At 56.5% G+C, this 25,547-nt stretch carries 28 protein-coding genes and 1 other annotated feature; of the genes, 9 read left to right on the plus strand and 19 right to left on the minus strand.

Annotated features, from left to right (window positions below):
* Positions 1-10: 10 nt before the first annotated feature.
* Positions 11-967, minus strand: coding sequence for a LacI family DNA-binding transcriptional regulator (locus tag WFN61_RS18475; RefSeq protein WP_238082314.1), 957 nt, complete (start codon positions 965-967; stop codon positions 11-13).
* A 291-nt stretch (positions 968-1,258) separates the two neighbouring features.
* Between WFN61_RS18475 and WFN61_RS18480 the strand changes: the two genes are divergently transcribed.
* From WFN61_RS18480 to WFN61_RS18500, 5 genes are all read left to right on the plus strand, one after another.
* The gene (locus WFN61_RS18480; protein ID WP_144818524.1) at positions 1,259-1,573 is read left to right on the plus strand and encodes a PTS sugar transporter subunit IIB; all 315 of its coding nucleotides are present in this window, start codon (positions 1,259-1,261) and stop codon (positions 1,571-1,573) included.
* Between the two features lie 12 nt (positions 1,574-1,585).
* Entirely contained in the window at positions 1,586-2,911 is a 1,326-nt protein-coding gene (locus WFN61_RS18485; protein ID WP_042393428.1) for a PTS sugar transporter subunit IIC, read from the plus strand.
* Between the two features lie 19 nt (positions 2,912-2,930).
* A complete protein-coding gene (locus WFN61_RS18490) occupies positions 2,931-4,322 on the plus strand; it encodes a glycoside hydrolase family 1 protein (protein WP_312177135.1) in 1,392 nt (463 codons plus the stop codon).
* Between the two features lies 1 nt (position 4,323).
* Complete coding sequence (locus WFN61_RS18495) at positions 4,324-4,626, plus strand: PTS lactose/cellobiose transporter subunit IIA (protein ID WP_042393431.1); 303 nt, start codon at positions 4,324-4,326, stop codon at positions 4,624-4,626.
* 145 nt (positions 4,627-4,771) lie between these two features.
* On the plus strand, positions 4,772-6,151 hold the full coding sequence (locus WFN61_RS18500) for a carbohydrate porin (RefSeq protein ID WP_144818323.1): 1,380 nt from the start codon (positions 4,772-4,774) through the stop codon (positions 6,149-6,151).
* A gap of 52 nt (positions 6,152-6,203) precedes the next feature.
* Here WFN61_RS18500 and nepI read toward each other — a convergent pair whose 3' ends face one another.
* From nepI to rbsK, 5 genes are all read right to left on the minus strand, one after another.
* Positions 6,204-7,388, minus strand: a complete 1,185-nt coding sequence (gene nepI, locus WFN61_RS18505; protein WP_144818321.1) for a purine ribonucleoside efflux pump NepI — start codon at positions 7,386-7,388, stop codon at positions 6,204-6,206.
* A 149-nt stretch (positions 7,389-7,537) separates the two neighbouring features.
* Positions 7,538-7,990, minus strand: a complete 453-nt coding sequence (locus tag WFN61_RS18510; protein WP_257758836.1) for a DUF1198 domain-containing protein — start codon at positions 7,988-7,990, stop codon at positions 7,538-7,540.
* Between the two features lie 65 nt (positions 7,991-8,055).
* Complete coding sequence (locus WFN61_RS18515) at positions 8,056-9,072, minus strand: aldose 1-epimerase family protein (protein ID WP_257758837.1); 1,017 nt, start codon at positions 9,070-9,072, stop codon at positions 8,056-8,058.
* An 11-nt stretch (positions 9,073-9,083) separates the two neighbouring features.
* Positions 9,084-10,400 carry an L-fucose:H+ symporter permease gene (fucP, locus tag WFN61_RS18520; protein ID WP_144818315.1) on the minus strand — a complete coding sequence of 439 codons (1,317 nt, stop codon included), beginning with the start codon at positions 10,398-10,400 and terminating at the stop codon, positions 9,084-9,086.
* Positions 10,401-10,431: 31 nt separating this feature from the next.
* Positions 10,432-11,352 (minus strand): ribokinase, encoded by a 921-nt coding sequence (rbsK, locus tag WFN61_RS18525; protein WP_144818313.1) that lies wholly within the window; start codon positions 11,350-11,352, stop codon positions 10,432-10,434.
* A 188-nt stretch (positions 11,353-11,540) separates the two neighbouring features.
* Here rbsK and WFN61_RS18530 point away from each other — a divergent pair, with 188 nt between their 5' ends.
* Entirely contained in the window at positions 11,541-12,329 is a 789-nt protein-coding gene (locus WFN61_RS18530) for a DeoR family transcriptional regulator (RefSeq protein WP_144818311.1), read from the plus strand.
* Position 12,330: 1 nt separating this feature from the next.
* Here the strand turns inward: WFN61_RS18530 and ilvN are convergent, their stop codons facing one another.
* The 3 genes from ilvN to ivbL all read right to left on the minus strand — a co-directional run bounded on the left by ilvN (position 12,331) and on the right by ivbL (position 14,503).
* Complete coding sequence (gene ilvN, locus WFN61_RS18535) at positions 12,331-12,621, minus strand: acetolactate synthase small subunit (protein ID WP_144818309.1); 291 nt, start codon at positions 12,619-12,621, stop codon at positions 12,331-12,333.
* 3 nt (positions 12,622-12,624) lie between these two features.
* A complete protein-coding gene (gene ilvB, locus WFN61_RS18540; protein ID WP_337039072.1) occupies positions 12,625-14,304 on the minus strand; it encodes an acetolactate synthase large subunit in 1,680 nt (559 codons plus the stop codon).
* Positions 14,305-14,404: 100 nt separating this feature from the next.
* Positions 14,405-14,503, minus strand: a complete 99-nt coding sequence (ivbL, locus tag WFN61_RS18545) for an ilvB operon leader peptide IvbL (protein ID WP_144818304.1) — start codon at positions 14,501-14,503, stop codon at positions 14,405-14,407.
* Positions 14,504-14,697: 194 nt separating this feature from the next.
* Between ivbL and WFN61_RS18550 the strand changes: the two genes are divergently transcribed.
* Together WFN61_RS18550 and emrD are read left to right on the plus strand one after the other, a co-directional pair.
* On the plus strand, positions 14,698-15,531 hold the full coding sequence (locus tag WFN61_RS18550) for an EamA family transporter (protein WP_144818302.1): 834 nt from the start codon (positions 14,698-14,700) through the stop codon (positions 15,529-15,531).
* 174 nt (positions 15,532-15,705) lie between these two features.
* The gene (gene emrD, locus WFN61_RS18555) at positions 15,706-16,890 is read left to right on the plus strand and encodes a multidrug efflux MFS transporter EmrD (RefSeq protein WP_144818300.1); all 1,185 of its coding nucleotides are present in this window, start codon (positions 15,706-15,708) and stop codon (positions 16,888-16,890) included.
* On the opposite strand, the gene WFN61_RS18560 is transcribed toward emrD, so the two are convergent.
* The 7 genes from WFN61_RS18560 to ibpA form a co-directional block, all read right to left on the minus strand.
* Complete coding sequence (locus WFN61_RS18560; RefSeq protein WP_312632883.1) at positions 16,793-17,878, minus strand: glycoside hydrolase family 5 protein; 1,086 nt, start codon at positions 17,876-17,878, stop codon at positions 16,793-16,795. The genes emrD and WFN61_RS18560 overlap by 98 nt on opposite strands.
* A 51-nt stretch (positions 17,879-17,929) precedes the next feature.
* Positions 17,930-18,301 (minus strand): DUF202 domain-containing protein, encoded by a 372-nt coding sequence (locus WFN61_RS18565; RefSeq protein WP_257758840.1) that lies wholly within the window; start codon positions 18,299-18,301, stop codon positions 17,930-17,932.
* Positions 18,291-18,638 carry a YidH family protein gene (locus WFN61_RS18570; protein WP_144818294.1) on the minus strand — a complete coding sequence of 116 codons (348 nt, stop codon included), beginning with the start codon at positions 18,636-18,638 and terminating at the stop codon, positions 18,291-18,293. The genes WFN61_RS18565 and WFN61_RS18570 overlap by 11 nt, the downstream gene beginning before the upstream one ends.
* Before the next feature lie 45 nt (positions 18,639-18,683).
* Entirely contained in the window at positions 18,684-19,151 is a 468-nt protein-coding gene (locus WFN61_RS18575) for a PIN domain-containing protein (protein WP_312235537.1), read from the minus strand.
* The gene (locus WFN61_RS18580; protein ID WP_337039073.1) at positions 19,148-20,281 is read right to left on the minus strand and encodes an AAA family ATPase; all 1,134 of its coding nucleotides are present in this window, start codon (positions 20,279-20,281) and stop codon (positions 19,148-19,150) included. The genes WFN61_RS18575 and WFN61_RS18580 overlap by 4 nt, the downstream gene beginning before the upstream one ends.
* A 102-nt stretch (positions 20,282-20,383) precedes the next feature.
* Positions 20,384-20,812, minus strand: coding sequence for a small heat shock chaperone IbpB (ibpB, locus tag WFN61_RS18585; RefSeq protein ID WP_042393451.1), 429 nt, complete (start codon positions 20,810-20,812; stop codon positions 20,384-20,386).
* 110 nt (positions 20,813-20,922) lie between these two features.
* Positions 20,923-21,336 carry a small heat shock chaperone IbpA gene (gene ibpA / locus WFN61_RS18590; RefSeq protein WP_042393452.1) on the minus strand — a complete coding sequence of 138 codons (414 nt, stop codon included), beginning with the start codon at positions 21,334-21,336 and terminating at the stop codon, positions 20,923-20,925.
* Positions 21,330-21,404, minus strand: a sequence feature (ROSE (Repression Of Heat Shock gene Expression) occurs in the 5'-region of heat shock genes and acts as an RNA thermometer to modulate expression.). (Overlaps the previous gene by 7 nt.)
* A 228-nt stretch (positions 21,405-21,632) precedes the next feature.
* Between ibpA and WFN61_RS18595 the strand changes: the two genes are divergently transcribed.
* Positions 21,633-21,965 (plus strand): YceK/YidQ family lipoprotein, encoded by a 333-nt coding sequence (locus tag WFN61_RS18595; protein WP_144818522.1) that lies wholly within the window; start codon positions 21,633-21,635, stop codon positions 21,963-21,965.
* A 15-nt stretch (positions 21,966-21,980) separates the two neighbouring features.
* Here WFN61_RS18595 and WFN61_RS18600 read toward each other — a convergent pair whose 3' ends face one another.
* Genes WFN61_RS18600 through WFN61_RS18610 form a run of 3 tightly spaced genes read right to left on the minus strand, consistent with a single transcriptional unit; the run spans position 21,981 to position 25,525 of the window.
* On the minus strand, positions 21,981-23,210 hold the full coding sequence (locus tag WFN61_RS18600; protein WP_337039074.1) for a DUF3748 domain-containing protein: 1,230 nt from the start codon (positions 23,208-23,210) through the stop codon (positions 21,981-21,983).
* Between the two features lie 59 nt (positions 23,211-23,269).
* Positions 23,270-24,202, minus strand: coding sequence for a 2-hydroxyacid dehydrogenase (locus WFN61_RS18605; protein ID WP_144818287.1), 933 nt, complete (start codon positions 24,200-24,202; stop codon positions 23,270-23,272).
* 12 nt (positions 24,203-24,214) lie between these two features.
* Entirely contained in the window at positions 24,215-25,525 is a 1,311-nt protein-coding gene (locus WFN61_RS18610) for an MFS transporter (protein ID WP_312926077.1), read from the minus strand.
* Between the last annotated feature and the right edge of the window lie 22 nt (positions 25,526-25,547).

The following is a 25,547-nucleotide window of genomic DNA, read 5'->3' on the forward strand; positions in this document are numbered from 1 at the left end:
GTAGGGTAGGTTAGCGCTGGCGCATATCCGGAATAATGAGATCCCCGCGCAGTACGCATGCGCCCAGCACGTCCTGGGTTTTTTCGCTCAGCCAGCTGACGATGCGGGCCGCCATCGCGTCCATTGAGTATTCGATAGCCGGGATGGTTGGGATCCCCGGCAGGTGCACGGAGCCAGCAAGGCTAAAGACCATGATGTCACCCGGTACCGATTTATTAAACGCCTGCAGCTGGGTAATCACCCGCTGCGCCTCCTGCTCATCGGCGACCAGTAGGGCATTAAAGTTCAGCGTGGTGGCGTTGTTAAGCAGCACCTGGAGCGCAACCGAGGCCGAGGTAGAATCCATAAACACCAGGTTACGGTTAAAGGGCAGGAAGTTGTTTTCCAGGGCGTGCTTGTAGCCCAGCAGCACCCGCTCAGCGGAGCCGCTCACGTCCGGGTGGATAAGCGCTATCTGGCGCCGACCCTGACTAATCAAATAGTTGCAGGCCGTTTCCGCCGCGAAAGCGTGATCGAACTGAATACTGTTCGGCATATCGGCTTCCGCGCAGTCCACCAGAATCACATCATCATAGCCAAGGTTATTCAGCGGAAAACGCGCGCCGATAATCAGGACATCATCGCAGAGACCGCAGGTCAACTCGTCGAGAGCGCTAATCACCTCTGACCGGCTGTTGGCAAAGCGCAAAAGCAGGTGCTTCTGATGCTGGCTGAGGTGCTTCTCCAGCGCGTAGAGGTAGCCAGTGGTCTGGTTGATATTATCCTGGGCGCAGATGACGCCAATGCAGCCGGTGGTCTGACTGAGCAGAGACTGAGCAATGACGTTGGGCCGGTAGTTTAGCTCTTCGACGGCTTTTAATACCGCCTGCCGGCTGGCCTCTTTGACGCCGCGTGACCCACTCAACACCCGTGAGACGGTTGCTTTAGATACTCCCGCCAGACGTGATACATCGTTGATTGTAGACATCTTTTTCCCCTGTCAGGCCGAATATACAGCCCGAAAAACAAGCAAAACATGGAGCATAATATCGCCAGCAGCAGTATAGCTGCATTCTATTTCCCATGGAAACCGATTTTCCGTTTATCCCTTATTGCGGGTAGTGAGCCATAAAACCTGTGATGTAAATCCAGGAAAATTACCCTATATCCTGCGGACTTTGATGGGTATCACACTTCGATGCCTGAGTGATGGAAACCGGTTTCCATATGATATCCAATCATCATTGTAATAACTTTTAACATTTAGAGGATGGGGATGATGAACAAAATCATGCTGTGCTGCTCTGCAGGAATGTCTACGAGTCTGCTGGTCAGAAAAATGGTCGAAGCGGCAGATGAGAGAGGTTTACCGGTTGAGATCGATGCGTACGGCGTAGCGGAGTTTGATACTCAGTTTCCACGCTACCAGGTGGTGCTGCTGGGACCGCAGGTAAAATACATGCTTAACTCGCTGTCAGAAAAGGCTGCCGCCCACGGCATTCCCGTTCAGCCCATTAATCCAATGGACTACGGTATGCAGCGCGGCGATAAGGTGCTGGACTTTGCTCTGTCGCTCATTGAAGCGGCACACTAAAAGGGTGTTCCTATGAGTTCGTTATATCAATCCATGGTTGCCGTTATCGAGCAGTCCATTACGCCGCTGGCGGGACGTCTGGGGCAACAGAAGTATGTCATCGCCATCCGCGATGGCTTTACCGCCGCGCTGCCGTTTATGATCATCGGCTCCTTCATGCTGGTATTTATCTTCCCGCCCTTCTCCGCCGACACCACCAACAGCTTCGCGCGCGGCTGGCTCGACTTCTCCCAGACCTATCGCGAACAGCTGATGTTGCCCTTTAACCTGAGCATGGGCGTCATGACCTTTTTTATCTCGGTCGGGATCGGTGCCAGCCTTGGTCGGCAGTTTAATCTCGATCCGGTGATGTCCGGGCTGCTGGCGTTTATGGCCTTCCTGCTGGTGGCTGCACCCTATGCCGACGGCAAAATCTCCACCCAGTACCTCTCTGGCCAGGGGATCTTTACCGCGCTGATCACCGCGATCTACTCCACCCGCGTCTATGCGTGGCTGAAGCAGAACAACATCACTATCCGCCTGCCGAAAGAGGTCCCCACCGGTGTGGCGCGCTCGTTTGAGATCCTGATCCCGGTAGTGGTGATTATCGGCACGCTGCACCCGCTGAACCTGTTTATCGAGGCGCAAACCGGCATGATCCTGCCCCAGGCGATCATGCACCTGCTGGAGCCGCTGGTTTCGGCGTCGGATTCGCTGCCTGCCATCCTGCTCTCTGTGCTGCTGTGCCAGATCTTCTGGTTTGCCGGCATTCACGGGTCACTGATCGTTACCGGCATTATGAACCCGTTCTGGATGGCGAACCTCTCCGCTAACCAGGCCGCGCTGGCAGCGGGCACGGTGCTGCCCCACATCTATCTGCAAGGCTTCTGGGATCACTACCTGCTGATTGGCGGCGTCGGCTCTACCCTGCCGCTGGCCTTCCTGCTGCTGCGTAGCCGTGCTACCCATCTGCGCACCATCGGCAAAATGGGCATCGTCCCGAGCTTCTTTAATATCAACGAGCCGATTCTGTTTGGCGCGCCGATCATCATGAACCCGATGCTGTTTATCCCCTTCGTCTTCGTGCCGATGATTAACGCCTGCCTCGCCTATGCCGCAACGAAACTGGGCTGGCTGGCACAGGTGGTCTCGCTAACGCCGTGGACAACGCCTGCCCCTATCGGCGCATCCTGGGCCGCTAACTGGGCGCTGAGCCCGGTCATTATGTGCGGGATCTGCATGGTGCTGTCCGCCCTGATGTACCTGCCTTTCCTGCGGGCCTATGAGCGTTCGCTGATGAAAACCGAAGAGCAGAAAGCGCAGGACGTGACGCCGCTGGCTGGCACCGTGCGTCAGTAATTAACGGGAGAGAAAAGAGATGAAATACGCATTTCCAGAGCATTTCTGGTGGGGCAGCGCCAGCTCCGCGCTGCAAACCGAAGGGCAGAGTCAGCAGGGCGGCAAAAGTGCCACAACGTGGGACCACTGGTATGCGAGCCAGCCGTACCGTTTTCACCAGCAGGTCGGCCCGCAGGACACCTCCACCTTTTACCAGAACTGGCGGCAGGATATCGCCCTGCTTAAGCAGCTCAACCACAACAGCTTCCGTACGTCGCTAAGCTGGTCGCGGCTGATCCCGGACGGCGTGGGCGAGGTCAATCCTGAGGCGGTGGCGTTCTATAACAACGTTATTGATGAGCTGCTGGCCCAGGGGATCGTCCCCTTTATCACTCTGTTCCACTTTGATATGCCGATGGTGATGCAGGAGAAAGGCGGCTGGGAGAACCGTGAGGTGGTAGAGGCGTTTAGCCGCTACGCGCAGATCTGTTTCGACCTGTTTGGCGATCGGGTGCTGCACTGGTTTACCTTCAATGAGCCAATTGTGCCGGTGGAAGGCGGCTACCTGTATGACTTCCACTACCCCAACGTGGTGGATTTTAAACGCGCGGCGACGGTGGCCTACCATACCGTGCTGGCGCACGCCTCGGCGGTTCGCGCCTACCGCGCCGGGCATTACCCAGGGGAGATCGGCATTGTTCTCAACCTGACGCCGTCCTATCCGCGCTCAAACAATCCGGCGGATCTCACTGCCGCGCACCATGCCGATCTGCTGTTTAACCGCAGCTTCCTCGACCCGGTGCTGGTTGGCGAGTATCCGGCAGACTTAGTGGCGCTGCTCAAGCAGTACGATCAGCTGCCGGCCTGCCTCCCGGAGGACAGCGCCTTGATTGCCGACGGTAAAATCGACCTGCTGGGGATCAACTACTACCAGCCGCGACGCGTGAAGTGTCGCGACAGCGCGGTCAACCCGGCCTCGCCGTTTATGCCGGAGTGGCTGTTTGATTATTACGAGATGCCGGGCCGGAAAATGAACCCCTATCGCGGCTGGGAAATATACGAGCCGGGTATTTACGACATTCTCACTAATTTACGCGTTAATTACGGCAACCCACGCTGCTTTATTTCAGAGAACGGCATGGGGGTCGAAAACGAGCAGCGTTTTATTGAGAATGGCCAAATAAACGATCAATACCGGATTGAGTTTGTTTCCGGCCATCTGAAGTGGCTGCATAAGGGTATTCAGGAGGGCTGTCACTGCCTCGGTTACCATATGTGGACGTTTATTGATAACTGGTCATGGTGTAACGGCTATAAAAACCGCTACGGTTTTGTACAGCTCGATTTAGCCACCCAGACGCGGACAATAAAACGCAGCGGAGAGTGGTTTGCCGCTACCGCCGCCAATAACGGATTTAACGAGGAGCAATAAGATGATTGAACTGGAAGAGGCCGTCATGGAGATTATCGTCAACGCTGGCCAGTCGCGCAGCCTCTGCTTCGAGGCTCTGCACGCCGCGCGCGAAGGCAACTTTGACGAGGCAAACAGCCTGCTGCGCGAGGCGGACGGCTACGCTCGCCAGGCGCACCATATGCAGACCAAACTGATCGAGCAGGACGCCGGGGAAGCCCGTCAGCCGATGACCTTAATTATGGTTCACGCTCAGGATCACTTAATGACGTCGCTGCTGGCCCGTGAACTGTCCGAAGAGATTATTCGTCTCTATCAACGTTAATTTATTACGGAGAAACCGATAGCCCATTTTTAAATAGTCTGTACCTACGTCAGTACCTCACTATTAATGGTGATAGCGCAACTGTTCCGCACTCGGCGGCGGGATAGTTATTGTCTAAAAATAATATATTAGATTGAGACAAAAAATGAATATCAATAAAAAACTTCCAGTCGCGCTGGCGGTGATGGCTGCCCTTTGCTCTGGTTCAGTCAGCGCCCAGGAGTTTACTCAGGAACAGATCGACGCGATTGTGGCAAAAGCGGTCGATAAAGCCCTTGCGGAGCGGCAGAAAAAAATGGATGTGGCGATCGATAAGAAAGCCGATGTAATTACCGAGCCACAAACCGCGGCCCAGTCGCCGGATATGGCGATCCCCTTCGGCGTGAAGTTTACCGGCTATGCCCGCTACGGGGCGCAGTTCCAGGGCGGCGATCAGAAGTTCGTTGGTGTTGACGGCTCCTATAACGGTTCCTCCGCCATCGGTCGTCTGGGCAACGAGGGCAACGGCGGTGAATTCCAGCTCTCGAAAGCCTTTAAAGGCAATAACGGCGCTATCTGGGACATCAACGTGATGTTCGATCACTGGGGCGACGAGGTGAACCTGAAAAAAGCCTACGCCGGGGTGACCAATATTCTTGAATCCAATCCCAACGCCTATCTGTGGGCAGGCCGTGACTTCCACCAGCGTCCGCAGCAGGGGATCAACGACTACTTCTGGATGAACCACGACGGCCAGGGCGCAGGGGTGAAAAACTTCGACATCGGCGGCGTGCAGTTTGACGTCGCAGCGGTGGCGGCGGTGGAGTCCTGTAGTCCGGAAGTGATGAACGATGAGGGTAACCCGTCGCGTATCACCTGTACCGGCGGCTCCGGCACCGGCGATAAAGGCAACTACGCCATTACCTCTAAAGTGCACGGCATGAAGGTCGGCCCGCTGGATCTGGAGCTGTATGCTAACTACGGCTTCGACTCGAAGGCGGTGGATACCGACGAGCGTAAGAATGCCTGGCAGGGCGGCGTAGTGCTGAGCCACACCGGTGAGAAAGGGGTGAACAAAGTGATTGCCCGCTACTCTGACAACTCAGACAACAGCGTCTACAACAAAACCGACGATCTGACGGCGATCTACGCCAGCTTTGAGGGGAACTACAAGTTTACCCAGCAGGCACAGATCGAGTACCTGCTCGCCTTCCACGACTACGATAATGATGCCAATAGCGTGGATAACCGACGCAACTACGGCGCGATTGTTCGTCCGATGTACTGGTGGAACGACGTGCACTCTACCTGGCTGGAAGCGGGCTATCAGCGGGTTGATTTCGATCAGGGCGGGGATAACCACGGCTGGAAGCTGACCCTGTCGCAGAACATTTCGATTGCGATGGGACCGGAGTTCCGTCCGATGCTGCGCTTCTACGTCACTGGCGGTCAGGTAGATAACGATCGCACCGCGCGGGTAAACGGTACGGAAGAGAGCAATCTGGACTCGTTCAACGTCGGCGCGATGTGGGAAGCGTGGTTCTGATGTAGTTAAAGCGTCATGCCCGGCGGCGCAGAGCCAGCCGGGCAGAGAGCAATTACCCTTTTACGCGTACTTTCGCAGCCACCAATAGCGCCGTCAGCAGCATCAGGCTGCCGGAGAGCACCAGCGGCGAGAGCAGGCCGAGGTTATCGAGTGCGTAGCCGCCGACCGCCGCGCCGCAGGTATTGGCAAGCTGGATCACCGCCACTTGGATCGATCCAGCCTTTTCCGCCTGATCCGCCAGCGAGCGGGTGATCCACGTCGACCAGCCCACCGGCACCAGCGCAAAGGCTAATCCCCACACTACCGCTACCACAGAGGCGACGATTTTATCGCTGCCCCAGAGGATCAGCGTCAGAGCGCTCAGGGCCAGCACCAGGGGGGCAACGGCCAGCGCCGTTTTCAGCGATTTTTTCAGGAATGCGGACGACATTGAGGTGCCAATAAAGCTGGCAATACCAAAGCTGAGCAGCACCAGGGTCAGGCCATCGACGTCAAAGCCCGCCATGCTGGTATAAACCGGGCGGATATAGGTAAAGAAGGCAAACTGACCGGCAAAAGCCATAAAGATGGCGATCATTCCCGCCAGCACGCCCGGACGCTTCAGGATGCCAAACATATTCTGCTTGTGCTGCATCGGCTCGCCCGGCAAGGACGGCAGCGCTTTCCAGACCCACAGCGTACAGACGATCCCCATCACCGCCGCCGCGTTAAAAACGTTACGCCAGCCAATGATACCGCCGAGGAAGCTGCCCAGCGGCGCAGCGATTACCAGCGCAATCGACACCGCGCCGAAAATTACCGACAGCGCCTTGGGCACTACGCGCGTTGGCACCAGGCGCATGGTCAGCGAGGCGGACATCGCCCAGAAACCGCCGAGGGCGAGACCTAGGCAGGCGCGCCCTACCAGCAGCAGGGCAAAGCTGTTGGCAAACGACACCAGCAGGCAAGAGAGGGTTAGCAGCACCGAGAAGATCAGCACCACATAGCGGCGGTCGGTGGTGCGAATGGTTTGGGTGATAAACAGGCTGGCGAACATGGCCACAAAGGCGGTCATGGTGACCGACTGCCCGGCGGTGCCTTCAGAAATACCTAAATCCTGCGCCATCGGCGTCAGCAGGCTGACCGGCAGAAACTCCACGGTGATAAGGCAGGCCACGCAAAAGGCGACGGCGAAGACGGCTGACCAGTTTGGCCGAGCCAGTTCCGGGTGGGGTTTTCCCTGTAAATGCTCACTCATTTTGCCTCCAGGCAACGTCACATTGCGGTAAAGTCGCGCAGTGTAACATTCTCAGTGTGACGCATTTAACGTTTTAGCAACTATTCAACAATTGAGCGTGGGATATATCGTAGGCCGGATAAGCGCAGCGCCATCCGGCGCTACGGTACTCAATGTAGCCAGTGCACGCCCTCGTCGGGCATAAAGAAGGCGTTGTAGCGCATCTGAAAATTGTTGATCTCCGCTACATCCGGCTCCAGCTCGCGCAGGAAGCCCAGCGCCAGACGCACCTGGGCGTCGGTCAGCGGCGCGGCAAGGCGCGCTTTTTGCAGCGTCCGGTGCCAGTAGTGGAGGTTTTGCTCGCTGCTGTCGACAATGCACACCTGCCAGATCAGCAGCGTCTGCGCCGCGTTTTGCAGATGCGCCTCGTCCGGACGGGAGAGGTACTGAATGTACTCCGCACCCGCCGCTTTGCCCAGCTGATCGATCATCGATTCAACCGGCATCGGCGTGGTGCCCAGCCGCTCGCTCAGACGGCGTACCGCCCGCCGGGAGTCGGAGGTCAAAACCCGAAAACCCACTACAAAAACAACAACCAGCGTCGCCAGCGTTAACCAAATCATGAAAGCTCCTGCCCAATCTCAGAATGCTTATCATACGGGTAAACGCGGCGACGCATACAGTCTCTTTAGTGCGCTATCCCGGTCGTTACCGTGAAGCTGCGGCTCTCCTGCGGGGCCAGCGTCAGCAGGCTGCCGTTAGCCTGCGCGGCCAGGAACCCTTCCGGACGGCAGGTAGCCGGCAGCGCGAACGCTGCGACCTGCTGATCGCCGTTGTATAAAATCCAGCGCGTCGCATAGTTGAACTCTGCGCTGGAGAACCGGGTCACAAAGGTGGTCCCGTCCGGGGCGGTCATCTGAAACTCCGGCGTCGCAGTGTAGCGATCCAGCCTGTCAGCAAAGAAGACAATCTCAGGATCGTAATATTCCGGCTCGCTCAGCGTCTTCAGCGTGGTCTGACCCTGCTGGATACGCTGGTTGAACGCCAGCCACTGCTCGGTAGGTTTCACATGTGCCGGAATGGACTCCCGCAGCGCCAGCGCTTCGTCCGGCAGGTTCTGGCTGAAGGTCGCCTCGGGTACATAGGCGTAGTTCATATGGCACATGTACTGGAGCGGCATTGCCACCGAGGCCAGGTTGGTTACCGTCATATCAATGTCGAACAGCGCGCTGGCCTTACGCAGCGTGACCGCAGGCTGCGCCAGATAGTGGTGGCCGAAGCCCATCACATACTCGTAGCGACCCCCGACGCGCAGCGTGTCGCCGTCGATCTCCAGCCAGGCCTCGTCCATCTCTGCGCAAGCCATCTCTCCGTGTAGCGCATGGGTGTCCTCCGGCGAGGGGCAGCCGTTTGCCAGCAGGCCCGAGTGAAAGGCGAAGCAGCCATAGGTTGCGACAATCTCTCTCGCCGGCTTCGGCTGGCTGAACATGTTACGCATGGTCAGCTCGTGGCCGTCAAACTCCGCGTCCCAGATCATCTGCCCCAGCCAGGGTAAGATCACCAGATGACCGCGGGCGTTTGCCACCCTCAGGCCCTCAACGCCGCTCGGATAGCGGAAGGCGCTGACCGTAAATTCTGCGTTCTCCAGCAGCGTTCGCGGCTGCGTGGTAAAAAGCTCACGCCACAGTGGCAAACAGGTTTTCATAGCCATTCTCCTCAGGAAGCGGTTGCTGGGGTAAGTTCGCGACGCACTTTGCTTTCACGCCAGAAGTAGATGCCGACGTAAATGAAGCAGAGCATGGAAACGAGGAACGACAGCTGTAACGAGTGGAACATATCCGCCACGTAGCCCTGCACCGCTGGCACCACCGCCGCGCCGACAATTGCCATCACGATCACCGCTCCCGCCATCTCGGTATGCTCGTTGTCCACCGTATCCAGCGTGCCAGCGTAGATGGTGGCCCAGCATGGCCCAAACAGAACGCTCACCAGCACCGCCACGTAGACCGCGCTAAAGCTTGGCGCCAGCGCCACGTAGGCCAGGAACAGCGCGCCGATGACAGCGTAGAGGATCAGCACCTTCTCCGGGTTGAAGCGCGTCATTAAAATGTTGGCTATGAACTTGCCGATAAAGAAGCAGGCAAAGCTGTAAACCATAAAGTTGGAGGCATCCCGCTCGTTAATATCACCCAGCTCCAGCGCCAGACGGATGGTGAACGACCAGACGGCGACCTGCATGCCGACATAAAGGAACTGGGCCAGAATGCCGCGGCGGAAGCGGGCGTTGCTCGCCAGATAGCGCAGGGTGTCCATCGCCGACGGGCGTTTACGGTTGGCCGTCTGCTCAACTTTGCAGGTCGGGAAGCGGGTCAACATAAACAGCACCATCACCACGACCAGCACCATGATCATGTACTTATACGGCTCTAAGGTGTTCTCCAGCATCAGCACCTTGAAGTCGTGGATCTGCTCCGGCGTCATGCCCGCCATCTGCTTCTCCAGGCTATCGCCTTCAGAGAAGACCAGGTACTTGCCGAGCAGAATGCCCGCCGCCGCCCCGATCGGGTAGAAGGTCTGGCTAACGTTGAGGCGCAGCGTAGCGTGGGATTTTGGCCCCAGCATTGAGCTGTAGGTGTTGGCAGCGGTCTCAAGGAAACTTAAACCAATGGCAATCGCAAAAATGGCGGCAAGGAACATGGTGTAGGTAGCCATGTGCGACGCCGGGAAAAAGAGCGTACAGCCGACAATATAGAGCGTCAGGCCAATTAAAATCGCAATCTTATAGCTGCTCTTTTTAATCACCAACGATGCCGGAATAGCAATCAGGAAATAGCCGCCGTAAAACGCACTCTGCACTAAGGCAGAGGCGAAGTTGCTGAGCGAAAATACGCTCTTAAACTGCGTAATTAAAATATCATTTAACGCTGCGGCGCAGCCCCATAATGGGAACAGGCACGATAACAAAATAAACTGGAACAGAGGGGTCTTATTCAGATACCCATCGGGCATCTGAACGATGTTTTTATCGTTCATAGTGCTACCTTTTACAGTGCAGGGGTTTTTATTATTCGTTTATCGCCAGAAACTCATTGAACTGCTCAATACTGGGATAGGACGATTGAGTGCCTTTGCCCGTTACGCTGAAGGCCGCGAAACGCGAGGCTTTTTTCATGGCGGTTTCTACATCACCGCTCTGGACGTAGTAGTGCGCAAAGCAGCCAATAAAGGCATCGCCCGCGCCGCTGGTGTCGACGGCATTCACTTTGATCGCTGGAACATGCACTTCCGTATCACGGGTCATCCACAGCGCGCCCTTCTCGCCCATGGTGACGATAATATTGTTCAGCCCTTTATCAGTCAGGCTGCGGGCGGCGCGACGAATATTGTCGTAGCTGTCGACCGGCATGCCGGTGAGAATTTCCAGCTCGGTTTCATTCGGCACGAAGAAATCACATTTGCAGGCGTAGGCCATATCCAGCTCGCGCAGCGCCGGAGCCGGATTTAACAGCACCTCGATACCGTGCTTTCTCCCAAACTCAATGGCGTGATAGACCGTCTCCAGCTGCACTTCGAGCTGCAAAACGATGAGCTTACATTTCTTCAGATCTTCAGCGGCGCGATCGATATCCTCTGGCGAAAGGAATTTGTTCGCCCCTTTAATAATCAGGATGCTGTTGCTGGAGTTAGGGTTAACGAAAATAGGTGCGACGCCGCTGCTGGTGCACGGCACTTTCTCAACGTAGGTGGTATTGATACCCCAGGATTCGAGATTGCGGATGGTGTTGTCGGCAAAGATGTCATCGCCCACTTTGGTCAGCATCAATACTTTGGAGTTGAGCTTCGCTGCGGCAACGGCCTGGTTGGCACCTTTACCGCCGCAGCCAATCTTGAACGCCGGGGCTTCAAGGGTTTCACCCTCCTTCGGCATCTGGTGGGTGTAGGTGATTAAATCCACCATGTTGGAGCCGATGACTGCGATATCCATTTTCCTACCTCTCAGAAACAAACGCTTAACAATGATATTAAAGTAACATTATCATGTTATTTTAGTATCATTTGTGACTCCGCTCGCGATTACAGCAACATTTGATACCGCAGCGTTCCCGCTCTGGGTGGAAAATGTTACTTTAGGAACATAAGAAGATGATTAGGCTGGTAAAGCGGAGAGAGAAAATGGAAACCAAGCAGAAAGAGCGTATTCGTCGCCTGACGGAGCTGCTCAAAAAGACCGACCGCATCCATCTTAAAGATGCGGCGCGGATGCTGGAGGTTTCTGTGATGACCATTCGCCGCGACTTTAGCCAGGAGGATGAGCCGCTGCCGCTGGCGCTGCTCGGGGGCTATATCGTAATGGTTAACAAGCCCGCCAGCCCGGCCACCAGCCAGCCTGCCGCAGCCACGCGCCGCCATCATCGGGATGATACGCCGATTGCGATCCTCGCCGCAGGGCTGGTGAGCGAGAACGATCTGGTGTTTTTCGACAACGGCCCGGAGATGCCGCTGGTGATCGACATGATCCCTGACGAGATTACCTTCACCGGAATTTGTTACTCGCATCAGGTCTTTATGGCGCTGAACGCCAAGCCTAACGCCACGGCCATGCTTTGCGGCGGCACCTACCGCGCCAAGAGCGACGCCTTTTACGATCCCAATAACCCGTCGATTCTGGATTCGCTCAATCCGCGCAAGGTGTTTATCTCGGCCAGCGGCGTACACGAGCACTACGGTGTGACCTGGTTCAACCTCGACGATCTGCCGGTGAAGCGCAAAGCGATGGAGCACGGCATCCGCAAGATTTTGCTGGCACGCTACGCCCTCTTCGATGAGGTCGCCCCCGCCAGTATCGCCCCGCTGGCACAGTTTGATGTGCTAATCAGTGACCGCCCGCTACCGGCAGAGTACGCTCTCCACTGCCGGAACGGCTCGGTCAAGGCGATCACCCCTGACGCTGAAAGCGAATAACCTACTCGAAAAACACGGCAATTTTGTTGAACATGGTGGGATCGGATTGGTTACGTACCACTTTTACCACATCTTCTAGCTTGTCGATCTGGCTCATCATCTGCTCCAGTCGCTGATCGTCCGCCACCAGCAGCCAGATGCGGCTCTGCTCGCCGCCCGGTAGCGGCAGGCAGAGAATACCCTCCACGTTAAAGGCGCGTCGGGCAAAAAGGCCGCAGACATGGGTCATGACCCCAGGGTGGTTGCGCACGGTGAGTTCCAGAATAACGTTGTCATGTGTTGAGTGTGGCATGGCTTATTCCCCCACCATTTCAGTATTGGCCGCGCCCGGCGGAACCATTGGATAGACTTTTTGCTCGGCGTCGGTACGGACGTGGATCAGCGCCGGACCCGGCCGGGAGATGATCTCCTGCAGAGCCGCGTGCGGATCGGTCGCCGCGTTTAAATCACAGGTGTGCAGGCCAAACCCGGCGGCGATCTGCATAAAGTTGATCATGCCCGGATAGGTCGCGGCAAACACGCCCTGCTTGTAGAACAGACTCTGCTGCTGATGCACCAGCCCCAGCGCCTCGTTGTTCATCAAAATGATTTTGATATCGAGCTGGTTTTCAGCGGCGGTTGCCATCTCCTGAATGTTCATCATCAGGCTGCCGTCGCCGGAGAAGCACAGCACCTTGCGATCGGGATTGGCCAACGCTGCGCCAATCGCCGCCGGCAGGCCAAAGCCCATAGTGCCTAACCCACCGGAGGTGAGCCACTGGCGCGGACGGTTGAGCGGATAGGCTTGAGCGGTCCACATCTGGTGCTGCCCGACGTCGGTGGTGATAATCGCGCTGTCATCAACGCAGGCCGCAACGGCGTTAATTAACCCGTAGTGGCTCAGCGGATCGTCCGCGCCCGACATGTTAGCCGGAAACTCCTGCTGCAGCTGTGCCACGGTATCGCGCCAGGCGTCACGTGTCTCCTCTGCAATCAGCGGGATCAGCTGAGCCAGCACCTCGCCGACGTCGCCCTGAATAGCACAGTGCGGCTGCTTGATCTTACCCAGTTCTGCGCGGTCGATATCCACATGGATAATTTTGGCGTTCGGGCAGAAGGTTTCAGTCTTGCCAATCGCCCGGTCATCAAAACGTGCCCCCAGCACCACCAGCAGATCGGCTTCGTGCAGGATAAAGTTGGTGCTGCGCGCACCGTGCATCCCCAGCATGCCCAGCGACAGCGGATGCTGTTTCGGCAGCATGCCAAGGGCCATCAGCGTCATGGTGGTGGGCAGGCTGGCCTTCTCCGCCAGGGTCCGCACCTGCTCAGGAGCGTTAATCACCCCACCGCCCAGGTAGAGTACCGGGCGCTGGGCCTGGTTAATCATCGCCGCCGCCTCATGCACGCTCTCAATGCTGAATGCCGGGGCGGGCGCAGCGCCACCCGGCTCCGGCAGGGTGTCTAACTCGATCTCTGCGGTCTGAATATCCTTAGGAATATCTATCCACACCGGGCCGGGACGGCCTGACTGGGCAATGCGGAACGCGTCAGCGATCACCTGCGGCAGCTCGCGGATGTCGCGCACCAGATAATTATGCTTGGTGATGGGGATAGAGATGCCGTAGGTGTCCACTTCCTGGAAGGCGTCGGTACCAATCATCGACGAGGGTACCTGGCCCGTAATGCAGACCAGCGGAATAGAGTCGAGGCGCGCGTCGGCGATGGCGGTCACCAGGTTGGTGGCCCCCGGCCCGCTACAGGCCATACAGACGGCGGGTTTCCCCTGGGTGCGCGCCATGCCCTGGGCAATAAAGCCTGCGCCCTGCTCGTGGCGAGCCAGTACGTGACGGATCTGCGTGCTTTGACTCAGGGCGTCATACAGGGGCAGCACCGTGCCACCCGGGATGCCGGTGACGATGGTGATGCCCTGGCGCTCCAGTAAATGAACGATCAGCTGCGCGCCCGTAAAGCGCCTTGCCTGCGAAGTTGTGCCCATGCTCCAGTCCTTTTCTTCTGGGCCGGCTTGCCGGGCGGTCTAAACGAAAAACCCCGCCCGGTTTGCGCCGGCGGGGTTTTGGAATCGTGTGTTCCGGACCCTACGGCGCTATGCCGACGACCACCACCACACGCACGACGACGACCGCGGCAGATGGCGCGGTGCGTAGTAGAGTCGATGTCAGCATGGCTGGGTTCATTAGGGACCTGTATGTATGTTGTGTTGTTTATTTATTAGCTGAATTTATACAAACACAGCCGGTGCAGCATGACAATCGTTTTATCGCAGCGGCGATAAAAATGTGTGACCGATCACGTTTCAACGCCAAACAAAAACGCGGCTAAAACAGGGTTAAGTGTTACAGTTGTATGACAATTCATCACCCGATTCGCTATGACGCTCTCTGTTTTCTGCATTCTATTATTCGCCGCCCTGCTGCATGCCAGCTGGAACGCCATCGTAAAAGCCGGAACGGATAAACTCTACGCCGCGATCGGCGTTAGCGGCTCCGCGGCGCTTATCGCCCTGATCCTGCTACCCTTCTCGCCGCAGCCCTCCGCCGCCAGCTGGCCTTTTTTAGCGGTATCCTGCGCGTTACAGGTGGTGTACACGGTGCTGGTGGCAAAAACCTATCAGGTTTCTGATATGAGCCAAACCTATCCCCTGATGCGCGGCACGGCCCCGCTGCTGGTCGCGCTGATTAGCGTCCTGGCATTAGAGGATACACTTTCGTGGCTCGCCTGGGGTGGGATCGGCGTCATCTGTCTGTCGATACTGGCTATGGCGCTGAATGGCCGCATGCAGTCACGCAAGGGCATCTGGCTGGCGCTGTTGAACGCCTGCTTTATCGCCGGGTATACGCTGGTGGATGGCACCGGCGTGCGTCTGTCTGACACCGCGCTGGGCTATACGCTGTGGACCTTCTTTATGAACGGCTTCTGTCTGCTCTGCTGGGCGATGGTGGCGCGCCGCCGCGAAGCGTCCAACTATCTGCGCCTGCACTGGAAAAAAGGATTGTTTGGCGGGGCGGGAACCATGGGATCGTACGGCCTGGCCCTGTGGGCCATGACCCAAGCTCCGCTGGCCGTGGTCGCGGCTCTGCGCGAAACGTCGATACTTTTCGGCGCGCTTATCGCTTTTCTACTCTTAAAAGAGCGGGTTGCTGGCGTACGCATCGCTGCTGCGCTGGGCATTGCCTGCGGAGCTATTCTGTTACGCCTGGCGTAACACCCAGGCAATATTAGTTGCCAACATTGTTCATAAATCCTGCCTTTTCGCTCTTGCCCATTCATCAGCCTGATACTTAACTTATCGCCGTACTGTGGTAGATTTCTCGCGCATTTATGGAATGCGCAGTGACTTATTCTTTATTTCTCTTATTTGGCAAACATATTCGGCGACATGAAAAGACAAAGGAACGTTAACTTATTGTTGATGCTGGTGTTACTGGTGGCGGTCGGTCAGATGGCGCAAACCATCTACATTCCAGCCATTGCCGACATGGCAAAGGACTTTCACGTTCGTGACGGCGCAGTGCAGAGCGTGATGGCGGCCTATCTGCTGACTTATGGGCTCTCGCAGCTTGTCTATGGCCCCTTGTCCGATCGCGTAGGGCGTCGCCCGGTTATTTTAGTGGGGATGAGCATCTTCATGGTGGCGACGCTGATTGCCCTGACCACCCATAGCCTGACCGTATTAATCGCAGCCAGCGCGTTGCAGGGTGTCGGAACCGGCGTCGGCGGCGTGATGGCGCGAACCTTACCGCGCGATATGTATCAGGGTACCCAGCTTCGTCATGCCAACAGCCTGTTAAACATGGGAATTCTGGTGAGTCCGCTGCTGGCTCCGCTGATTGGCGGCCTGCTGAATACCCTCTGGTCATGGCGCGCCTGCTTCGCCTTCCTTCTGGTGCTGTGCGTGTTAGTCACCTTCAGCATGGCGCGCTGGATGCCCGAAACCCGCCCCGCAGACGCACCGCGCACAAAACTGCTCACCAGCTACAAAGTGCTTTTTGGTAGCGGGTCATTCAACTGTTATCTGCTGATGCTGATTGGTGGCCTGGCGGGTATCGCCGTATTTGAAGCCTGCTCCGGCGTACTGTTGGGCGCAGGGCTCGGTCTGAGCAGTATGGTGGTAAGCATTCTGTTTATTCTGCCGATCCCGGCGGCCTTCTTTGGCGCATGGTTCGCCGGACGCCAGAATAAACGCTTCTCCACCCTGATGTGGCAGTCGGTGATGAGCTGCCTGCTGGCAGGGGTGATGATGTGGATCCCGGGCCTGTTTGGCGTAATGAGCGTCTGGACCCTGCTGATCCCGGCGGCGCTGTTCTTCTTTGGCGCGGGGATGCTCTTCCCACTCGCCACCAGTGGCGCAATGGAGCCGTTCCCGTTCCTCGCCGGGACGGCGGGCGCGCTGGTCGGTGGTCTACAGAATATCGGTTCCGGCGCGCTGGCATGGCTCTCTGCCCTGATGCCGCAAACCGGCCAGGCTAGCCTCGGTTTATTGATGACCCTGATGGGACTGCTGATTTTACTGTGCTGGCTGCCGCTGGCGTCGCGTGTCCCGCATCACGAACAGCCTGTTTAACATTATGATGGCCCGGCTTCTCGCCGGGCTTTTCACATGTCGGGGCCACCATTGTCTTCAGCAGCGGTTCGGCGATGGGACGCCACGCCCCCTCTTCGCCATCGTAAAACTGCGAATCGGCATTGATGGCGTAAGGAATTTTTGCCTGCTGCAGCTCACAGGCCATAAAGGTGGCAAAGGCCATTTGCGATGCGGTGGGGGTAAAATGGCTCGATTCCCCGACGCCCCAGCCGCCCACCCAGCTAACGTGGCCGGTTTTTTGCTGCCAGCGCAGCGCGACGTTGATGCGATTTCGAATCGCTGACCTCTCCGCCGCCGTGCCCGATGTCCACGGATACTTGCCGTTACTCTTGAGCGGTCCCCACGGGAAGATATGCCACTCCGCCAGCAGGTAATTTTGGCTGTGTGCGGGTAGCTTCAGGTTAGCGAGATCCTCCGGGGCCGCACGCAGGCGCGGCGCGATAAAGATCATGCGCTGTGGGTCAATATCATGAATGGCTTTGATGGTTTTTTCGTAGACGCGGTTGAGCGAGACGAGATTATGGTTCAGCTTGTCTGCGGGTTCATAAATAAGATCGAAGCCTAACTGCGGCGAGCTGTTACCAAAGTAGTGCGCAACGGCGATCCACCAATTCACCACCTCTTTTTCATTCTCGGGTTTCGGATCGTTTTTATACTCATCAGCCTGCCAGGCGATAATCGGGATCACGCCGTACTGCTCGCAGGCTTGAACCAGCTTACGCAGATGAATCAGCCGCGCCTCCGTCGGCTCGCCTGCTACCCGGATGCGGACATGGCGGATCCCCTGCGCGGCAAAATCCCGCACGACTAACGGATCGAACTCGCGGATGCCGCGCTCGGTGCGCGCCCAGTCAACGTCCATCCCGACACCGAGCTGCGCCGCATAGCGTGCGGCCGTCAGCGGCGGCTCAGCATAAACGGCAGGGGTAGCAAGCAGTAACGCAGCAGCAATGGAAAGCTTATACACGGGTAGCCTGAAAAGGTGAGTTAACGCACCGCTATTTTTTAGCATGCTTTTTTAACTGGCGTGTAGCGCAGCGAGAAGAAAAAGTGCGATCTGCTGGAAATGGGTAGCGGCAAACAGCAGCGCCAGCGAGAGCACCCCTAGCGCGACCAGCAGCTTGTCCCGCACCGCTGACGGGCGCAGAAAGTCGCTGCGTCCGACGTCCATCAGGTTACGTTTCAGGGTGTAGCGCCAGAGGATCAGCGCCACCGCCGCCAGCAGGGCAATCGCCACCCAGAAAGCCGATCCAGCCTGCTGCCCGTTGTGCTTTACCGCCAGCATCAGCAACGCGCCGTAGCCCAGCAGGGTGCGCAGCCAGGCAAGCGACGTGCGCTCGGGCTGCAGGCCGGGGTCCTGCTCACGGCGGGCTTTGCGGCTATCCGGCATAGAAGACCAGCGCCATCACCACCGCGGCAACGACGAGCAGCATGATGCTAATTACCAGCAGGCTATAGGTATAGGGCAGATCCTGCTTCAGGCGCATCGCCTTCTCATTGCGCAGCCAGCGCAGGTAGCCAAAAACGGCCAGCCCGCCGGAGGTAAGACAGAGCAGCAGCGCCAGCAGCTCGCGAATAAGCGGGGTGGCAAAATCCGGAGCGAGCTGATCGAGGCCTACTCCCGCCGCCAGAAAACCCAGCGCGGTGCGGATCCAGGCGAGAAAAGTGCGCTCGTTTGCCAGCGAGAAGCGGTAGTCCGGCGCTTCACCGAGGCGAGAAATTTTCATGCGGTGTCCTTGTGGTTGGCCTGACGTTAACGTAACACCGGTGTTTCAGGAGGCTAACGCCTCTTCATAAGCGGTATGTAACGTTCTGATCCTGCCGATATCGGTGTCATTTGAACAAAACTCCAGGCTATTACAGTGGGCGCTACAGTAGTGAAACACATCGAATTTGCGCTTATCGACATTTCTGTTTCTGTCATTTGCCTGCTGGGCTAGCCAAGTATCAAAGCGGAAAAGGTTAGCCGACAGCTCTGAGATATCGCGAGTGACATCCAGCTCGGTAAAAACTTTTAATACGTTTTTCATGGCGAGGAACTGCTCCTCACTCTGCCACGTAATCCCGCGTAATACCTCATAGCGCACTAAAGGCGTGATAAAAAGCACAGCTTCGGGATCTTCTAAAAGCGTTGAAAGCTGTCTAATCGCCAGGCTTTTTATCTCTGGCGAAGTTGTACCATGAGGATCAAAGGCTGCGATAATTAAATTAGTGTCCAGCAAAACATTCCTTGTCATCATTTTTTCTCCTGCTGTTTGAGCAACTGTAGAAGAGTACTTTTCGCCTCCTGCTGCTCATCAGCATTGCTGTTTTCCAGCTTCATCTGGTTAAGATCGACCTTGAACACGTCTTTCATGATATCTACCAACGCCGCCTTGTTCGGTGCTTCAATCTTCCTGCTTTTCACAGTGCCCGAATCGTCTCTGTAAAGCGTGTAGGCCTCGCCCTCTTTAAGCTGTGACAGCACAATCGACGAGTGGGTGGTGATATAAAATATGGTGTTCGGGAAAAGCGTCTTCAGCAGCGGGATGATATTTGCCTGCCACGTGAGATGCAGGTGGCTCTCTATTTCATCAATGAACACAATCCCTTTAACATGCTGCAGGTTAGTTTCATTGGTAAAGTAGCCGTAGCCGGAGACAATGGCCTGGATGAGCTTGAGAATGGAGGCAAAGCCTGAGCTGAGCTGGCTCAGTTCTCGCTTCTGATTTTCAATTTTCAGACTAACGCGATCGTCTCCGCTAATTTCCATAAACTCAGAATCGATACGGTTATCGATTTCAGAGAGCAGCCGGATGACCGTTTTAATCTCGACGTCCCGGTTATCCTCTTTTTTCTGATAGGGATTGGACGATCGGGCCAGGGTGACAAACCACTCTTCAATACTGGTACCCATATTGAGAGAGCTGAAGTCGGTCATCATCTTACTAATAACATTGGACAGATACTCTTCTCTACGCTGCTTTAACGTGCCGAGATGTAATTTATGCGATATATCACTATTTTTTATTACTCCTCTGGCCTGAGCACCTAAATAAACAGCAGGGAGATCATGTGCCATTGCGGAAAAACATGCCTGATGCCAGTTTGCAATATAACGACAGCTTACGGAACTTAGATTTACAGAAATATCAGGGGAGTCTTCCTTGAAAAAAGCGCTAAACTTAAAGTCGAGCTCTGCAAATTCATCCCATATTTGCGCTACCGCTTTATTACTAACAAAAGCAACCTGAAATAGCGCTTCAAGGGTCTTGGTCTTACCGACACCGTTTTCGCCTATAAAGGTATAGATATGCTGGTCTGGCTCAAGATCCAGCTGAACACGGCCAACGCCGGTAAGCCCTGCAAATTCCAGTTTTTCGCCTAACATTTCAGCCTCCAGAATGCTTGTCTGAGGTCAGTGTATCCCTTCCCCTATGGCCTGGCAAAAAACAAAAAAGGCCCCATGCGGGGCCTTTTTACATCGTGCAGATTAGCTGTTCAGCGCCGGGCGCTCGCTAATGGCGATGCGCTGGGGAGCAATGGCTTCCGGCACGTTGCGGCTGATGTCGATATGCAGCAGCCCGTTATTGAAGGTGGCACCGGTGACCTCCATATGGTCGGCCAGGGTGAAGCTCAGGCTGAACGGCTGGATCACCAGCCCCTGATGCAGCCACTTCGGCTCGTTAGCCGGTTTTTCCGGGGTGCCTTTAACGCTAAGGCGCGTGCCCTCCAGCTGGATCTCCAGATCGTCCTGGCGGAAACCGGCTAGCGCAAGGGTAATGCGGTAGTGGTTATCGTCGCTCTTCTCGATGTTATAGGGCGGGAAGGTCTGGCCTTCGCTGGCGTTTTGCAGGGCATTGGCCAGTTTGTCAAAACCGATCCATTGACGCAGCAGCGGGGATAAATCGTAGTTACGCATGGTGTTTCTCCTTCTTTGAAGCAAGAAATGTTCTACGCATCGTGTGACGCGCATCTGCTCCCTGACGGCGAGCAAGGGTACGATCTGGGCCGCCACGGCGACCCGGGAAATTAGTTAATTTCGATACGGCGCGGTTTTTTCTCTTCTGGGATCACGCGTTCCAGTTCGATAAACAGCAGGCCGTTGACCAGATTCGCGCCGCGAACGTGAATGTTCTCAGCGATCTGGAATTTACGTTCGAAGTTACGTTCGGCAATGCCCTGATAGAGATAGCTACGCTCTTTTTGCTCGGTTGCACGAGCGCCTTTCACCACCAGCAGGTTGTCCTGAGCGGTGATCTCCAGTTCGCTTTCGGCAAAGCCGGCCACGGCAATCGCAATGCGATAGTGGTTTTCGTCAACAAGTTCAACGTTATACGGAGGATAGCCGCCGTTACTCTGGCTCTGGTTGTTTTCTAACAGGTTAAACAGGCGGTCAAAACCAATGGCAGAACGGTAAAGCGGAGAGAGATCGAAGTTACGCATACAATAAGCTCCTGAAATCAGCGAGAAATTTTTGAACCTTCCACTATGGACAGGCTCTTAAAACCAGAACACCCCGCAGGCATGTTCTTCCGACTACGTTGTAAAAATGGGTGCAGCGAGAGAATTTTCAAGGGCAGAAGTCTGACTTTTTTTTGCACTTTCTCACTCAGGGCATAGACTGAGTTACGACACTTAACGCTAAATTGCGATTGCCGCCACAGAGCGGCACACGAAAGCTATTCATTTCCCTTAAGGGTCGTTATAAGCAAGGAGTGCACGATGATAAGAAAAAAACCATCATGAAAAATGTTCTGTTAAAAGTGGCTATTGTCAGCGGAATGGTGACGCTGGGCGGCTGCTCCAGCGTGATGTCGCACACCGGCGGCAAAGAGGGACTCTACCCCGGCACGCGCGCCAGTTCAAAAATGCTAATGGATGATGACGCGAACCTGGCGGTGAAATCATTTGTGGTCCTCGATATGCCGTTTACCGCCGTAGCCGATACGCTGCTGCTGCCCTGGGATATGTTCCGCAAAGACAACTCGGTAAAATCTCGCGTTGAGAAAGCGGAGGAGGCCAACCTGGCCACCAACTCCGTTATTCCCCCTGCGGCCATGCCCGCACCGTAAATTCGCTCTGGCCGATTACAGGCCGGTATCGGCCATCCACAGCTGGCGGAAGCCTGCGACGGCTGCCATCCACGCGATCTTCTTACCATCCGGCGAGAAGACCACCGCATCGGCCGAGGGCTGATGCTCAGGGTGAGTGTCGGTTAAAAACGCGACCGTTCCCATCGCGCTATCGCACAGGGCGATGCGGTTCTCCAGCACAAAGCCGAGCGCTGCGCCAGAGGGGTGCCAGTTAAACGCCGACTGGATGTCCGTGGCGTTATGCGTCAGCTGGCGCGGCTCGCCGCCCTCTGCGGCAATCAGCCAGAGCTGCACCACGCCTGCCTCATCACGCATCAAAAAAGCAATGTTACTGCCCCGCGGGTTGCTGCGCACCCAGTGGCGCGGCACGTTGACCAGCCCCGGGTAACGACGCTGATGGGTAAAGGTAAGCCGCCGCTGCTGCACGCCCGCCGGCGGCGACGGCATCGTGGTTGATGTGCCAGCCAGCGGGGCCTCGCCCGCCCGCTTCCAGCCCTGCTCATCAGCGGGCAGATCGACGATAAACAGTTCAGGCACTTTTTCACCGTTTAACGCCAGCGTATCGCCAATAAACGCCAGCCTGCCGTTGCCTACCCAGCCCTCTTCATAGGCGCGGTTGATCTCATCGCTGCCGGGCGCAGGGGTGGGCGTCGTGCGGCTGACCAGCACGCACCAGTGGCTGCCAGCATACTCTCGCGGATGATTGCCCCCAGGCATAACCGGCCCAAAGGGAACGGCGACGCCGACGTTGCGCAGATCCAGCTCTGGATCGCGCTCGTGCAGCACGTGGTCGTTATAGGTAAAGCTCACCTTGCTGCCGTCCGGGCTGAACACATGTACGTGGCTGCCGCCGCGCAGCGCGCCGGGGGTATAGGGTTCGGTGATATCCAGCGCATCGAGGTTGCTTGCCCTGCCGTCTTGCACAATTACCCCCTGGCGATGGTGAAAATCGTACTGCCAGCTCTCGTCCGGATCCTGCGGCCCGTGAATAAACACATACTTCTCTTCGCTGGGATGAACGGTCACCACGCCAACGTGCGCGCCCTGAGTCGCGGTATAGATTATCTCTACCTCACCGGTCTCCACGTTGACGCGTTCAATGGTTTTACCGGTAAAGGAGGCGCCGGAAGGACGCACGTCAAACACCAGCCACTGGCTGTCGGGCGTCCAGGTATTGATATTGGTCAGCTGATGATGGCGGGGAGCGAAGGTGATTTGTTTCATGAAGAGACCCTGATGCGCAGATGTCGCATCAGGGTAAGAGATCTACAGCAAAAAAACTATCAGGGAACCGGTGTTACCAGCGGTTCACCCTCAAACCAGGCCTGAACGTTCTCTAACACCAGGCGTGACATCTCCCGACGCGTTTCCCAGGTTGCGCTGGCCATATGGGGAGTGATGACCACGTTATCGCGCTGTTGCAGCGCGGCAGGCACGTTGGGCTCATCGGCAAAAACGTCCAGTCCGGCACCGGCAATCGTGCCACTCTCCAGGGCAGCGATCAGCGCGGCTTCGTCCACCACGCTGCCACGTGAGATGTTGATCAGCACGCCCTGCTGGCCAAGCGCCTCGAGTACCGACGGGTTTATCAGCGCTTTTGTCTCTGCGCCACCCGGCGCACAGACCATCAGAAAATCGCTCTGCTCTGCCAGCTCGCGTAGATCGGCGACGTAATCCCACGGCAGTGCGCTGTGTGCCTTGCGGTCAGTGTAGGCAATATGCATATCAAACCCGCTGGCACGACGCGCGATGGCCTGGCCAATTCGCCCCATGCCGAGAATACCCAGACGTGCGCCAGAGACCTTGCGCGTCCACTGGAAACCACCCGCCGACCAGTCGCCCTGCTCAATAAACTTCTGCGCAGCCACGATGCGGCGCGAGGTTGCCAGCATCAGGCCAATAGCCAGATCGGCCACATCGTCAGTCAGTACGCCCGGTGTATGGGTCACCGCCACGCCGTGATCCCGTGCCGCCGCCACGTCGACGCCATCGTAACCGACGCCAAAGACGGCGATCAGCTTCAGGGCAGGCAGCGAGGCGATAAAGTCACGCGTCACCACCGCTTCGCCGTTGGTTATCACCACCGTGACTTCATCAGCGATAGCGGCGAGCTTAGCGGTATCCATCTCAGCCAGATCGTATAGGTCGTAGCGCGTTTGCAGTTCAGCGGTGAGCGCATCCGGCAGACCCGCCTGTTTCAGTACTTTCTGTTTCATATCGTTTTCCTATCAGGAGAGGCGTGTAGCGGTTCGTTTTGCGGCTTTTGGCTGCGTCGGACGCGAGACCAGGATGCCAATAATGCCGCCGAGGATCAGCGCTACCGCCACAATCAGCAGTCCATAGTGGTAGCTGTTGGTGGCATCTTTGATTTTGCCCAGCAGCGGCGGGAGGCCGAGACCGACAAAGTTAGCCACCGTGTTAATGAAGGCGATAGAGGCCGCTGCAGCAACGCCAGCCAGCTTCTCGGTGGTCACGGCCCAAAAGATCGGCGTCAGCGCAAAGTTGAAGCCAACGGTGAGGATCAGCAGGAAGTAAGCCACCAGCAGATTGCTGGAGTAGATAGCGATAGCCAGCGACAGCCCGGAGATAATCAGCGGCAGCCCAAGGTGCAGCGAACGTTCCCTGGTGGTATCAGAGTGGCGGCCATTGAAATACATAAACAAGCAGGCAGCGATAAAGGGCACGGCAGAGAGCAGGCTGATAACGATGTTGCTCTGGTCACTGGCCATACTTTTGATGATCAGCGGCAGGAACAGCGTAATACCGATAGAGCCAAAGGCTTGCAGGAACCACACCAGGCTCAGCAGCAGCACGGTCTTGTTTTTCAGCGCGCTCAGCCAGCTGTGGTTTTTACCCACCTCAACCCCGGCGTTGTCGCGCTCTAGCTCCGCCTTCAGCCAGCCTTTCTGCTCCGGCGTCAGCCACGCGGCGTGATCCGGCGTCTGCGGCAGGCGCCACAGCACCATGATCCCCAGAGCGATGGCCGGAATGCCCTCCAGCGCAAACAGCCAGCGCCAGCCCGCAATATCCGCAATGCCGTGCATGTTCAGAATTGAGCCAGAGATCGGCAGGCCAATAATCGACGCCATCACCGAGCCCATGTAGAAGAACGACATGGCCCGCGCACGGTTACTTTTCGGGAACCAGCAGGAGATGTAGTAAATAATGCCCGGCGTAAAGCCCGCTTCCGCCATACCGAGTAAAAAGCGCATGACGTAGAGCTGCGTGGGCGTTTGCACCAGCGACATCCCGGCGCTGACGATGCCCCAGGTAATCATAATCCTGGCGATCCATATCCGGGCACCCACCCGCGTCATAATAACGTTGCTGGGGATTTCAAAAATAATATACGAGATATAGAACATCCCGACGCCAAGGCCATACATACTGGCGCTCAGGCCGAGATCGGCATTCATTTGTAATGCCGCAATAGAGATATTGGTTTTATCGAGGTTAGCGACAAAATAACAGATAATGATGAAAGGAATTATTTTCGCATTAAGCTGTTTTAAGGTTGTAGAGTACAGGTCGGTATTCATAGTAAAAACCTCACCCAGCCGT

This window comes from Pseudescherichia sp. AS216, assembly GCF_037152055.1.
GTDB lineage: Bacteria > Pseudomonadota > Gammaproteobacteria > Enterobacterales > Enterobacteriaceae > Pseudescherichia.